This window comes from Aestuariibacter sp. A3R04, from assembly GCF_018860805.1.
GTDB lineage: Bacteria > Pseudomonadota > Gammaproteobacteria > Enterobacterales > Alteromonadaceae > Alteromonas.
On record NZ_JAHKQR010000011.1, the window covers coordinates 903,138 to 915,638 of the forward strand.

Consider the following 12,501-nt stretch of genomic DNA (forward strand, 5'->3'; position numbering starts at 1 on the left):
TACGGCAGTAATTCTAACAAGGTTAGCAATCAAATCTACAAGCAGAGAATGAAAAAACATGAAAACACAGCAGTCCGCACTTGTGTTGGTATTTGCAGGGCTATGCGCCCTCGGGATTGGTCTATGGGCAAGCCCTGGATGGCAAAGCGACGCTATGACGCTCAGTGGTGAAAACGTGGCCTGGAGACATGGGGATAAAAGCTGGAAAGTTATTAACTTCTTTGCACCTTGGTGTTCACCTTGCCTGAGGGAAATACCGGCGCTAAATATACTGCATCAGCATCGGCTTTCCGGTGTGAAAATTTATGGCGTTAGCTACGACCCTGCCAATCGCCAACAATTACAAACACTGGTTGATGAGCTAGATATTCAGTACCCGGTTATCCTGGTGGACGACAAGACGGTATTTCCGATGTCGACGCCACCTTACTTGCCGGCCACGTTTATTATCTCACCGGATGGGGAGGTTGTGCACAGCCTGTTTGGTGAACAAGATGCAGAGTCGCTTAAAGCGTTGCTGGAAAAAGCGGCTGGCACGTCGGCAATATTATAGTCGCTTGAGTCTTTCCACATCGTCTCTGAATTGTTTTATCCGTGCGCGAATTCGCTGTTTATCCAAGTGATTGTCGCCACTGAAGTTGTAGGCGAATTGGAGTTCATCGATAGCCCGTTCGTAGGCGCCGTTTAAGGCCATGACTTCCGCTTTGCTTTGGTGCATTCCCTTGTAGTTTTTACTCTGTTTGTAAGCTTCGCTTAACAACTGATGGGCAATTTCATAGTCGGGATGCACGAGGAGAAAATCTTTTAAAACCGCAATGGCCTCGAGGTATAACCCGCCCTGAATCATGGCATTAGCCTGATTTAGCGCTAATACCTGGTTCCTTGGAGTTCTTGCTAAATGCGGTCTCAGACGTTCAACTGCATCTTCTGCGTTGCCCATAGCCAGGGAAATGTCTGTTACCACGTCGAGGTAAAACAAATTTTCCGGATCGCCCTGCAATAACGTGTCCATGACAGCTTTGGCCTCACTGACATTTTCATTGCGCAAATAGGACAGCGCCAGCCCGTACAGTGCAGCCTCTCGTATCACGTAATCCCTTTTTTCAACGGCGTCTTTGTAATAGTCCAAGCTGTATTTTTTATCTAGCGTGTAGCGTGCCATTACACGGGCTTTTGCCAGTTGAAATGACAAGCTAGGGGCTAGGCGGACAGGTGGGAAATCTCCCGCCCGGTTGCGTGCATCAGCTATTCTGTTTTCCGTTAGCGGGTGAGACAATAATCGCGCCGGAGGGCGGGACACCATCCGGTACTGTTCCGCTAAGGTTGAAAAAAATGTTGCAGCGCCGTTAGGGTCAAAGCCCGAACGAGCAAGCATGGCAATGCCGATGCGGTCTGCTTCCTGCTCGTTACTGCGGGTGTAATCAATTTGCATTTGTGCAGACGTTGCCTGACCGGCTGAAATGGCAGCCATACCGGCTTGAGGGTCTGCCATCGCCAGTAGTACTCCCCCGAGCATGGTGGCCAAAGCTATGGGCGCTGCACGTTGCTGTGCCTGCATTCGTCTGGCAAGGTGCCTTTGGGTTACGTGGGCTATTTCGTGAGCGAGAACCGATGCCAGTTCACTTTCATTTTTTGCATTGTGAATGAGGCCGGTATGGACACCTATATGGCCGCCGAAGAATGCAAATGCGTTTATAGCTTTGTTGTTAACCCAAAAAAATTCAAAGGGAAATTTACTGTTTTCTGCCTCAATGACTAAACGGTTGCCTAAATCCTGGAGATATTCATCTAAAACGGGATCGCCTATAATAGGGGCCTGCCCCCGCATCTGTCGCATAACGGCATCGCCTATCAACATTTCTTTGTCGAGGGGAAGGGCATCTGAGGCCACAACACCAATTTCTGGCAGGGCATTTTTGTCGGTATAAGACGCGTCCTGTGCGACAGCGGCTAAGCTGCACGCCATCATGAGTAATCCGCACTTTAACCCTTTTCTCGCTTTGTCTCTCATTGGACCTTTTCTGTGAGTACTACGTGATCTATGACATGTAGAGTAGATAACACCCTGCTAAGTTTCATTTTTTCCATCGCGATATTTCAGCATTGTGCCGCAACCGCTCGGTGAATACCACCTGGAATCATGCATAATACCCCATACACTACACATGATGTGTCATCGTTAATTTGCTGGTTGGACAGCGCATGCGGGATTCAGTTGCCAATCACGGGTAACTTCCCCTATGATGCGGATCCTTCTTGTTCACGCAGAGCATAGATATGAGTTTATTCAGCGTATTCGGCCGCTGGTACCGCCGAAAATTTTCCGACCCTGATGCAGCTATGCTGCTCATATTGCTCCTGCTTACAGCCGCTGTTCTTGTGTTTTGGGGCGGCTTGATCATGCCGGTATTGGTTGCGGCCGTTATTGCTTATTTGCTTGATTGGCCGGTGAATCGCCTTGTCAATGTCGGTATAAGCCGAACCCTTTCTTGCAGTGTGGTGATGCTGCTATTCGTCGCACTTACCATTATGCTGGTTATTGGGCTATTGCCAACTGTCAGTCGTCAAAGTGTGAATCTAATTCAGGAAACGCCGCTTATCTGGCAAAATGCCCAAGCATGGTTTCTTCGCCTGCCGGAAAAATATCCCGATTACATTCAGGTTTATCAAATCACAAATTTGATGGAAAGTATCAATGAACACCTTGTTGATGTCGGGCAGCAATTACTCACTGCGTCGGTGAGTTCCATTGGTAATCTTGCAGCTGTATTGGTGTATATGATCCTAGTGCCTTTGATGGTGTTCTTTATGCTTAAAGACAAATTATTCTTTTTAGATAGTATTTCTTCTTTACTGCCAAAAGAACGTCGCCTGATTACACAGGTTGGGCATGAAATGAATACCCAAATTGCCAATTACATTCGCGGTAAAGTAATTGAAATTATCATCGTAGGGACAGTGTCTTGTATTGCTTTTGTACTTATGGACTTGCGATATGCCATTTTGCTGGGCATTCTGGTGGGCTTGTCTGTACTGATCCCTTATATCGGGGCTGCGGTGGTGACTATTCCGGTTGCAGTGGTCGCATTATTTCAGTGGGGGGTGACGCCTGATTTTTGGTATTTAATGATAGCGTATGCCATTATTCAGGCGCTGGATGGCAACTTACTCGTTCCTCTGCTTTTCAGTGAGGCTGTCAGTCTTCACCCGCTGTACATTATTATTGCAGTGCTTTTTTTCGGCGGGTTGTGGGGTTTCTGGGGAGTGTTTTTCGCCATTCCGCTGGCAACCTTGGTTAAGGCTGTAATAACAGCGTGGTCGGACGGTACTGACGAGGGGACTGTGAGTACCGTGGACTAGTTTGCGGTGCCGCGAAAAAGCCCGTAGGCGGGCTTTCGCGGGTTATGCGTTGTCAAGATAAGCTAAGACCACTTGATGGTGTTCTTTTGTTTTGAATTTGTCGAAGGCTTTTTCGATGACGCCGTGTTCATTGATGAGAAAACTGATCCGGTGTATGCCGTCGTATTCCCGCCCCATGAACTTTTTCAAGCCCCACACACCAAAAGCGTCAGCGACAGCGTGGTCTTCATCAGACAAGAGCGTAAAATTCAATTGCTCTTTTTCAATAAATTTAGGCAACCGTTTCACCGGATCCGGGCTAATACCCAACACCTCGACATTATGTGCCTTCAGGGCGCTCTGGCTGTCGCGCAAGTTTTGCGCCTGTACTGTACAACCTGGCGTCATGGCTTTAGGATAGAAATACACCAGTACTTTCTTGCCGGTAAATTGAGCAAGGCTTACGCTGTTGCTGTCTTGGTCGGGCAGTGTAAACGTTGGGGCAACTTCGCCTGCAGTTAAGGTTTTCATATATCTCCTTTGTATTTATCAACCACAGCGCCGGTGAGGTTTAGCGACGCGTAGAGGGTGTCCAGTTCGTGTTTTAATTGTTCAAAGTCAATGTCGTCGGGTACGCTGACAACGAATTTACACCGCACAGTTGTCTGATTTTTGCATTTATCTACATCTGTACTTTGTCGAAAGGCATTAATTGAAACATGGCGATCAGCAAAAAAGCCTGTCACTGTTCTCAATAGTCCAGGGCTATCTTCACCACTAAATGATACATCGTATAGATGACTGAGGTTTTGCTTTTCGTGGTGGCTGGTTCGTTTGAGTACCGATAATAGTCCGAGATGCTGACATAGCGTGGGCAGTGTTAGTTCAGCGCGGGTTACAGCCTGGTGTGTGCCCTCTATTATCATCGTTAAGGAAAACTCTTTGCCGTATATGGCTTGGCGGCTGTCCAGTATGTTGCATTGCGATTCAGAGACTGCACCGGCAATTTCGCTGAGAATACCACTTTTGTCGGTACCCAGTATGGTTACGATCAGTTGATGATTCATGACTTCTCGTTTTTAATAATTTTCTAAAGAATGGTAGCACAGAGTTTTTTTACCTTGCTAGTGTATGTTCGACAAAGTAAATAATCTTAAAAAGGCAGCAAAGCGGCTTGTTTTTGACAGTTTACCTCATTAACATGTGCGCTCACAAAAGCGGGAGAGATTATGTTTAAAGGCAGTTACGTCGCACTTGTTACGCCAATGAATGAAGCTGGCGAGATAGATTATTCTGCATTGCAGAAGTTGGTTCAGTTTCACGTTGAGCAGGGTACGCATGGAATTGTGTCAGTTGGCACAACGGGCGAATCAGCGACTTTGCCGTTCGAAGAACATATCGAAGTGGTCAAACGCACGGTAGAGTACGCCGAGGGAAAAATTCCTGTTATTGCGGGCAGCGGTGCCAATGCAACTGATGAAGCCATTTTTCTCAGTGAGCAAATGGCAGGCTTGGGTATAAACGGCTTTTTGAGTGTGGTGCCGTATTACAACAAACCGCAACAACGTGGAATGGTAAAACATTTCGAGGCGGTTGCCGATGCCACGGATTTACCTGTGCTGCTGTACAATGTACCTGGCCGTACGGTTGCCGATCTGCTGCCTGAGACCGTCGCTGAATTGGCGTCTCATAGAAATATAGTTGGATTGAAAGATGCAACAGGTGATTTAGCACGCTTAAAAGCAACACAAACGCTGGTGCCAGATGATTTTGTTCTGCTCAGTGGTGACGATGGCAGCAGTGCTGAGTTTTTATGTGCTGGCGGCCACGGAGTGATTTCCGTAACTGCCAATGTAGTGCCCCGGGCAATTTCAGATATGTGCAATGCGGCTCATGCCGGTGACTATGAAGAATGTCGCAAGATTAACGCCTCTATTGCAGACCTCCACGATGGTATGTTTATTGAGCCTAATCCGGTAATGCCCAAATGGGCATTGTACAAAATGGGGCTCATGCAAAGTGCTGAATTACGTTTGCCAATGGTTTTACCGGAACTTACGAGCCAAAAACAACTCGAAGAACTATTAAAAAAATACGCATTGATTTCTGGTTATTAAGGATCCCCAATGAAAAACACTCTGGCTTTGGTTAGTGGTCTGACAATGTTGGCCCTGACAGGTTGTTCAAGCCAACAAGATTACCAAACAGCATCAGGCAGTTATGATTATCTCGAGGCGTCTCAAAGAGCGTCGGTGAAAATTCCGGAAGACTTGGACGCACCTGAGTTTTCTTCGCAGTACGATTTACCCACGTTGGGGAAGAATGCTGATGAGTCTTTGGTTGGTAAGTCTTTGACTATTCAATCACCAGCATTGGTGTTGCCTTTGGTGAGTGGTTCTCATGTAGAAGAGGGCACGCAAAGCGCGACAATTTGGTTTGATCAAGTTGATGACAGTCAACCTCTGTCCGTTGCCATTTGGAACACCTTGTTGAGTTTTTTGGAAGAGAATAACATTGGCGTTGAATCCTTTGACAAGGAAAAAGGGCAGCTTATTACTAACTGGGTAGTGGAAGAAGAAACAGAGGAATCAGTTTGGTATCAATGGACTGAAGCCCAGTCAAAAGAAATTGCCAAACGTTTCGTTTTCGATATGTCGGTTAAGCCTCATGGAAGAACTGCATCTCTTAGCGCTACACTACAGGACTACAAATCGTCAACCAGTGACGGTGAAATACAGAAATTGGCAAATCTCAATGACCTTGCTGAACGTCGTGAGGAAGTCAATATACTCAACGAAGTTATTTCCCATTACGAGTATCAAATTCAGCTTGATCAAAGCAAGCGCATTGCTGAAATTCGCAAAGGCTTGAAACTTGACCTTGGCTTCGACAGCGAGGGCGCCGCTGCTTATGTGGTGAATGCCCAGTATGATATAGCCTGGCCTCGTTTGCTTTTAGTGTTGCGTAAAATGGGCTTTGACGTAAAAGACCTGGATAAATCTACCGGGTTACTCTTTGTCAGCTACAATGGCGATGACACTGGTTGGTGGAGTAATCTTTTCAGTAGCGGTCAAAGCATACTGGAGAAGGGGGATTACCGTCTTAAAGTTACAGCGTCAGGCGAGAACCAATCAACCATAACGTTTATGAATGACGAGAGCGAACCTTTTGAGCCCAATCAGGTGGCCGATATGTACGACCAATTTGCTCGGGTTATGTCTGAAGACGATCTGGATATTTAAACACTCTTGAGAGAAACAATGGAAAAGCGCGAAGAACTCTATCGTGGTAAAGCTAAAACGGTCTTCTTAACCGATGACAGTGACAAGCTCATTCTGGAATTCAGAAATGATACTTCCGCCTTTGATGGCGAGAAAATTGAACAGTTAGAACGCAAAGGAGAGGTTAATAACAAGTTTAACCACTTCATCATGAATAAACTGGAAGCTGCGGGGATTGCCACTCAGGTGGAATCCTTGTTGTCTGACAATGATTCACTGGTTAAGAAACTCGATATGATCCCGGTTGAATGTGTTGTTCGCAATGTGGCCGCAGGTTCTCTAGTGCGTCGTTTAGGTGTTGAAGAAGGCCTTAATCTTGAGCCCCCCTTGTTTGAATTTTTTCTCAAGAATGACGCACTGCACGATCCTATGGTGAACGACTACCATATCGTTTCATTCGGTTGGGCGACGGAAGCTCAGATCGCAGAAATGAAGCGTTTAACATTTGCTGTTAACGATGTACTCAAAGCGCTATTTGACAAAGGCGGTATGATTCTGGTTGATTATAAACTCGAATTTGGATTAGACCGCAACGGTAATATTGTTCTCGGCGATGAGTTTACGCCGGATGGTTGCCGCTTGTGGGATAAGGAAACCCGCAAAAAAATGGATAAAGACCGTTTCCGCCAAGGGCTGGGTTCTGTGGTTGAAACCTATATTGAGGTTGCCGCTCGCCTCGGCCTTAATTTGTGATTTTTCGGCGTCAGTTTGTAGCCTGTCTATTAACTGACGCTATTCCTCCTTCCCTAAGTGCATTTCTGCCATTATTGTCAGTACACATCTGTTTTTCGTCGGTTTAACGCCACATAACGGTGATATTGGTATACCATCGAAAGTCGTATAAAAAGCACAGACTCAGACGTTTTATGAAATCAACCCTATTATATATTGCGGCGGCCATGGTCGCGTTTGCTGCAAATTCACTGTTGTGTCGTATGGCGCTGAGCGAAACAAATATTGATCCGGCCAGTTTCACGTTTATACGTCTGTTAAGTGGCGCTATTACCTTGTCACTATTGTTATTACTCAACAAGACTAGCAGCTTGCGCGGCGGCAGTTGGTGGGGGGCGCTTGCGTTGTTTATTTACGCAGCGGGTTTTTCGTTTGCCTATGTAAACATAAGCACAGGTACAGGAGCGTTGCTGTTATTTGGGGCCGTACAGGTTTCCATGATCGCATGGGGATTTTTCAAGGGAGAGGCTTTCTCTTGGATACAAAGCTGTGGGTTTGTGTTGGCCGTGCTTGGGCTGGTTATTCTATTGTCGCCAGGCCTGACATCACCGCCTTTCGTTGCCTCGGGTTTAATGGTGATTGCCGGTGTGGCGTGGGGGGTCTATTCACTGATGGGCAGAGGCGCGTCTTCTGCTTTGTTGATGACAGGAGGGAACTTTGTCAAAGCCACCCCTTTGGCGGCGGTGTTGTTGTTTACTATGGCGCCCGTTATGAATGTTGATACCATGGGTTTTCTATTGGCTGTTCTTTCAGGTGCGCTGGCATCGGGACTGGGCTATGCATTATGGTATCAGGTGTTGCCCCAAATTAAGGCCACCAATGCAGCAACCATACAATTGAGTGTACCTGTCATTGCCACTTTAATGGGCTGGATATTTCTCGGTGAAGCCATTAATTTGCGGATCATACTTGCCAGTGTAGCCATACTGGGTGGAATCGTTCTGGTCATTCAAAGTAAAAAAAATACTTAGCTGCAACGGAAACGAGGGCATTGTACGCAACCAGGACAGGGTTTTATTGTGGAATATCAATTTTTATGGGGCCGTTGGGTTTACAGCAGCAAGGCAGGATTTCGTTGTCATCAATGAAGGCGAGGGGGTCTGATGTGTAAATTACAGAGCCAGAAAGCAGTGTTGTTCTGCAAGCGCCACAAAAGCCGTCGCGACAATGGTAATGGCAGGCAATCCCTGCTGCTTCTAGCGATTCCAACAGCGTTTTATCAGCGAGCCCATGAATAGTTTGCAGATTGACGATATCAATCTGCAATGATTTATCTGCTTTGTCCATGTACAGCTATGAAAGCTTATAGCTCAAAATCGGCGAAATCGTCTTCACTAACCGACGAGTCGATTTGACCTACCAAGTAAGAGCTTATTTCAGATTCCTGTGGTGCAACCTGCACATTGTCAGAGTTGAGATAGTTGTTCATCCAGGGCAGGGGATTACTCTTCACATCAAAGGGGGCGTCAAAACCAATTGCTGTCATTCTTTGATTAGCTATGTATTCAACGTACTGGCATAAAATTTCTTTGTTCATGCCGATCATTGAGCCACTTTTAAACAGGTAGTCTGCCCATTCTTTCTCTTGTTCTACTGCACTGACGAAAATTTGGCGCGCGTCCTCTTTACACTCTTCAGCAATTTCTGCCATTTCGGGATCGTCTTTGCCTTTTGTCCACAAATTTAAAATGTGTTGGGTTGAAGACAAGTGCAGGTTTTCGTCTCGAGCTATCAAACGAATGATTTTCGCATTACCTTCCATTAGTTCTCGTTCAGCAAATGCAAATGTACAGGCGAAAGATACGTAAAAGCGAATGGCTTCCAGCGCGTTTACTGAATTCATGCACAGAAACATTTTCTTCTTGAGTACACGCATGGACACTTCGTACGTATTGCCGTCTACAGTATGAATGCCTTCACCCTGCGTTTGCCACAGTTGGGTGTGGAAAATTAGATCGTCATAATATTTGGAAATGTCTGCTGCGCGGCGTTTTATTTGATCGTTAACCACGATGTCCTCAAAGATACTGCTCGGATCTGAGAACAGATTGCGCAGAATATGTGTATAAGAACGGGAATGGATGGTTTCAAAGAAAGACCAGGTTTCGATCCAAGTTTCCAATTCAGGCAGGGAAACAATAGGTAAAAACGCAATGTTGGGGCTGCGACCCTGAACTGAATCCAGCAGTGTTTGATATTTTAAATTGGAAATAAAAATGTGTTGCTCAGGCTCAGTCAATTTCTGAAAATCAACGCGATCCCGAGTGACATCAACTTCTTCCGGGCGCCAGAAAAAGCTGATTTGTTTCTCAATGAGCTTCTCAAAAATACTGTGTTTTTGCTGGTCGTAACGGGCAACATTAACCGGGTTGCCAAAAAACATGGGCTCTACCAGGGGATTTACGCTTTGTTGATTGAAGGTTGTGTATTTCATCACTGCTATCACTCGATACAAAATTAAAACGGAGGTACGCAAGAGGGCGCTGTTGCGCCCAGCATATCAATGGCTATATTTTGCAAGCACCGCCCGCACAGTCGTCGTCTTCCTCAATAACAGCCGTTTGTGCCTGAGGTTGCGATTGTGTTTGCTTTACTTCCATGGAGCTGGAATCCGTATTCCCGTCCCGGGTGTTGTGATAATACAGCGTTTTTACCCCCAATTTGTAAGCTGTCAACAAATCCTTGAGCAAGAGTTTCATTGGAACCTTGCCATTTTCGTATTTGTTAGGATCGTAGCTGGTATTTGCCGAAATAGTCTGGTCGACAAATTTCTGCATAATCCCCACCAACTGTAAGTAACCGTCATTGGAGGGGATGTCCCACAGCAATTCATATTGGTCTTTTAATGTTTCGTATTCCGGTACAACCTGTTTGAGCACGCCATCCTTACTGGATTTTATACTGATGTGGCCCCTTGGTGGTTCGATGCCGTTCGTGGCATTAGAGATTTGTGAGGACGTCTCAGACGGCATCAATGCAGACAGTGTAGAATTGCGCAAGCCGTGGGTCTTAATTTCTTCGCGGAGCGTTTCCCAGTCGAGGTGTAGAGGCTCATCACAAATCTTGTCCAAATCTTTTTTGTAGGTATCAATAGGCAATATGCCTTTGGCATACGTGGTTTCGTTGAACTTAGGGCACGCGCCTTTTTCCTTGGCCAGATTCACAGATGCTTTTAACAAATTGTACTGCATGGCTTCAAAAGTTCTGTGGATAAGCCCATTAGCACTAAAGTCTGAGTATTTTACGCCATTTTTGGCCAGATAATAGGCAAAATTAATCACACCAATACCCAATGTACGTCGATTCATCGTGGCGTGGTAAGCCGCTGGTACGGGATAATCCTGATAATCAAGGAGACTGTCTAAAGCTCTTACCGCAAGGTCTGACAACTCTTCGAGCTCGTCAAGTGACTTAATTGCGCCCAAGTTAAATGCAGACAGCGTACACAAAGCAATCTCGCCATTTTCGTCGTTGACATGTTCCAATGGTTTAGTGGGCAAGGCGATTTCCAGACAGAGATTACTCTGACGCACAGGAGCAACTGCCGGATCAAAGGGGCTGTGTGTGTTGCAGTGATCGACATTTTGCAGATAAATACGCCCAGTGGATGCGCGCTCCTGCATAAACAGACTAAACAATTCCATGGCTTTAATGCGTTTCTTGCGAATTGTCTCGTCTTGTTCGTACTTCACGTACAACTGTTCAAATTTGTCTTGGTCGGCAAAGAAAGCGTCATAAAGACCTGGCACATCAGAGGGACTGAACAAAGTGATGTAGTCATCTTTCATCATTCGTTGGTACATGAGTTTATTAAACTGTACACCATAGTCGAGATGACGAACCCGGTTTTCCTCAACACCTCGGTTGTTTTTTAGTACTAGCAGTGACTCTACCTCCATGTGCCACAGAGGGTAGAACAAGGTCGCTGCACCACCGCGAACACCACCTTGAGAACAGCTTTTTACTGCTGTCTGGAAATACTTGTAAAAAGGAATACAGCCGGTATGGAAGGCTTCACCGCCACGTATCGGGCTGCCCAACGCACGAATGCGACCGGCATTTACACCTATTCCCGCGCGCTGGCTAACATATTTGACAATGGCGCTGGCAGTGGCATTGATGGAATCAAGGCTGTCACCCGTTTCAATTAATACGCACGAACTAAACTGACGAGTAGGGGTGCGTACTCCTGCCATGATGGGCGTAGGTAACGACAATTTAAACGTGGAGGCCGCATCATAGAATCGACGGATATATTGCAGACGGGTTTCTTTGGGATAATCACCGAATAGACATGCTGCAACCAGGACGTACAAAAATTGCGCACTTTCGTAAATGTCACCGGTAACCCGGTTTTGTACCAGATATTTGCCTTCTAACTGTTTTACCGCTGCATAACTGAATGTCATATCGCGCCAGTGATCAATAAAATCGTCCATGGCATCAAACTCTGCTTGGCTGTAATCTGCCAGCAAATGCTCGTCGTACTTACCCATTTCAACCATTTTCTTTACATGATCGAACAGTTTAGGAGGCTCAAACTGACCGTATGCTTTCTTCCGCAGATGGAAAATAGCCAAACGGGCTGCCAGGTATTGATAGTCAGGCGCATCGGTAGAAATTAAATCTGCGGCAGACTTAATCAGTGTCTCGTGGATTTCTCCGGTTTTAATACCATCGTAGAATTGTATCTGAGCTTTGATTTCAACCTGGGATACAGAAACGTTATTTAATCCTTCTGCTGCCCATGTAATCACTTTGTGGATCTTATCTAACTCAATGGCTTCTTTTTCGCCATTGCGCTTGGTGACATACAAGTTGTTATTCATTAGTACTGGCCGTTAGTTTGTTAGCGCATGAAAATTGGGCTGGCACCCGTTTCATCGTTATTTTGAAATAATAAGATGGCTGCGAAAGCCTGTCCTGCGGTATATCGTTTGTTGACTGCTTGAGATCCCGTAAATTTACACTGCATTTTTTTGTGAAATACTCGCCGGATAAGACACAAGATAATGAGGTTTATGCGCTTTTGCAACCCAATATCTGGTGGTTAAAGCAGCGATCAAATTCGCAGATAATATTAGTTAGTAGTGACTCACCTAGAAGGTGCTTAAACGTATTCATTCGGGCAAATGCAACTGTTATTTGA

General features: G+C 45.8%; 12 protein-coding genes. 6 read left to right on the plus strand and 6 right to left on the minus strand.

Annotation, left to right across the window (positions count from 1 at the left end; genetic code table 11):
* Nucleotides 1-58: 58 nt before the first annotated feature.
* Nucleotides 59-553, plus strand: a complete 495-nt coding sequence (locus tag KO518_RS13390; protein ID WP_216026310.1) for a TlpA disulfide reductase family protein — start codon at nucleotides 59-61, stop codon at nucleotides 551-553.
* On the opposite strand, the gene KO518_RS13395 is transcribed toward KO518_RS13390, so the two are convergent.
* Nucleotides 548-2,011, minus strand: coding sequence for a M48 family metalloprotease (locus KO518_RS13395; protein WP_216026311.1), 1,464 nt, complete (start codon nucleotides 2,009-2,011; stop codon nucleotides 548-550). The two genes, KO518_RS13390 and KO518_RS13395, sit on opposite strands and share 6 nt — an antisense overlap.
* 266 nt (nucleotides 2,012-2,277) lie before the next feature.
* Between KO518_RS13395 and KO518_RS13400 the strand changes: the two genes are divergently transcribed.
* Nucleotides 2,278-3,360 carry an AI-2E family transporter gene (locus KO518_RS13400; RefSeq protein WP_216026312.1) on the plus strand — a complete coding sequence of 361 codons (1,083 nt, stop codon included), beginning with the start codon at nucleotides 2,278-2,280 and terminating at the stop codon, nucleotides 3,358-3,360.
* Nucleotides 3,361-3,402: 42 nt separating this feature from the next.
* On the opposite strand, the gene bcp is transcribed toward KO518_RS13400, so the two are convergent.
* Nucleotides 3,403-3,870, minus strand: a complete 468-nt coding sequence (bcp, locus tag KO518_RS13405; protein WP_216026313.1) for a thioredoxin-dependent thiol peroxidase — start codon at nucleotides 3,868-3,870, stop codon at nucleotides 3,403-3,405.
* Nucleotides 3,867-4,406, minus strand: coding sequence for a glycine cleavage system protein R (locus tag KO518_RS13410; RefSeq protein ID WP_216026314.1), 540 nt, complete (start codon nucleotides 4,404-4,406; stop codon nucleotides 3,867-3,869). Before KO518_RS13410 ends, bcp begins: the two co-directional genes overlap by 4 nt.
* 162 nt (nucleotides 4,407-4,568) lie before the next feature.
* Here KO518_RS13410 and dapA point away from each other — a divergent pair, with 162 nt between their 5' ends.
* From dapA to KO518_RS13430, 4 genes are all read left to right on the plus strand, one after another.
* Nucleotides 4,569-5,456, plus strand: coding sequence for a 4-hydroxy-tetrahydrodipicolinate synthase (gene dapA / locus KO518_RS13415; protein WP_216026315.1), 888 nt, complete (start codon nucleotides 4,569-4,571; stop codon nucleotides 5,454-5,456).
* 9 nt (nucleotides 5,457-5,465) lie between these two features.
* On the plus strand, nucleotides 5,466-6,581 hold the full coding sequence (bamC, locus tag KO518_RS13420) for an outer membrane protein assembly factor BamC (protein WP_216026316.1): 1,116 nt from the start codon (nucleotides 5,466-5,468) through the stop codon (nucleotides 6,579-6,581).
* 18 nt (nucleotides 6,582-6,599) lie between these two features.
* A complete protein-coding gene (gene purC, locus KO518_RS13425; RefSeq protein ID WP_216026317.1) occupies nucleotides 6,600-7,313 on the plus strand; it encodes a phosphoribosylaminoimidazolesuccinocarboxamide synthase in 714 nt (237 codons plus the stop codon).
* A gap of 173 nt (nucleotides 7,314-7,486) precedes the next feature.
* Complete coding sequence (locus tag KO518_RS13430) at nucleotides 7,487-8,323, plus strand: DMT family transporter (RefSeq protein ID WP_216026318.1); 837 nt, start codon at nucleotides 7,487-7,489, stop codon at nucleotides 8,321-8,323.
* Between the two features lie 43 nt (nucleotides 8,324-8,366).
* Here KO518_RS13430 and yfaE read toward each other — a convergent pair whose 3' ends face one another.
* From yfaE to nrdA, 3 genes are all read right to left on the minus strand, one after another.
* On the minus strand, nucleotides 8,367-8,639 hold the full coding sequence (gene yfaE, locus KO518_RS13435; protein WP_216026319.1) for a class I ribonucleotide reductase maintenance protein YfaE: 273 nt from the start codon (nucleotides 8,637-8,639) through the stop codon (nucleotides 8,367-8,369).
* A gap of 16 nt (nucleotides 8,640-8,655) precedes the next feature.
* On the minus strand, nucleotides 8,656-9,786 hold the full coding sequence (gene nrdB, locus KO518_RS13440; RefSeq protein WP_216026320.1) for a class Ia ribonucleoside-diphosphate reductase subunit beta: 1,131 nt from the start codon (nucleotides 9,784-9,786) through the stop codon (nucleotides 8,656-8,658).
* 73 nt (nucleotides 9,787-9,859) lie between these two features.
* On the minus strand, nucleotides 9,860-12,181 hold the full coding sequence (gene nrdA, locus KO518_RS13445) for a class 1a ribonucleoside-diphosphate reductase subunit alpha (RefSeq protein ID WP_216026321.1): 2,322 nt from the start codon (nucleotides 12,179-12,181) through the stop codon (nucleotides 9,860-9,862).
* Nucleotides 12,182-12,501 lie beyond the last annotated feature (320 nt).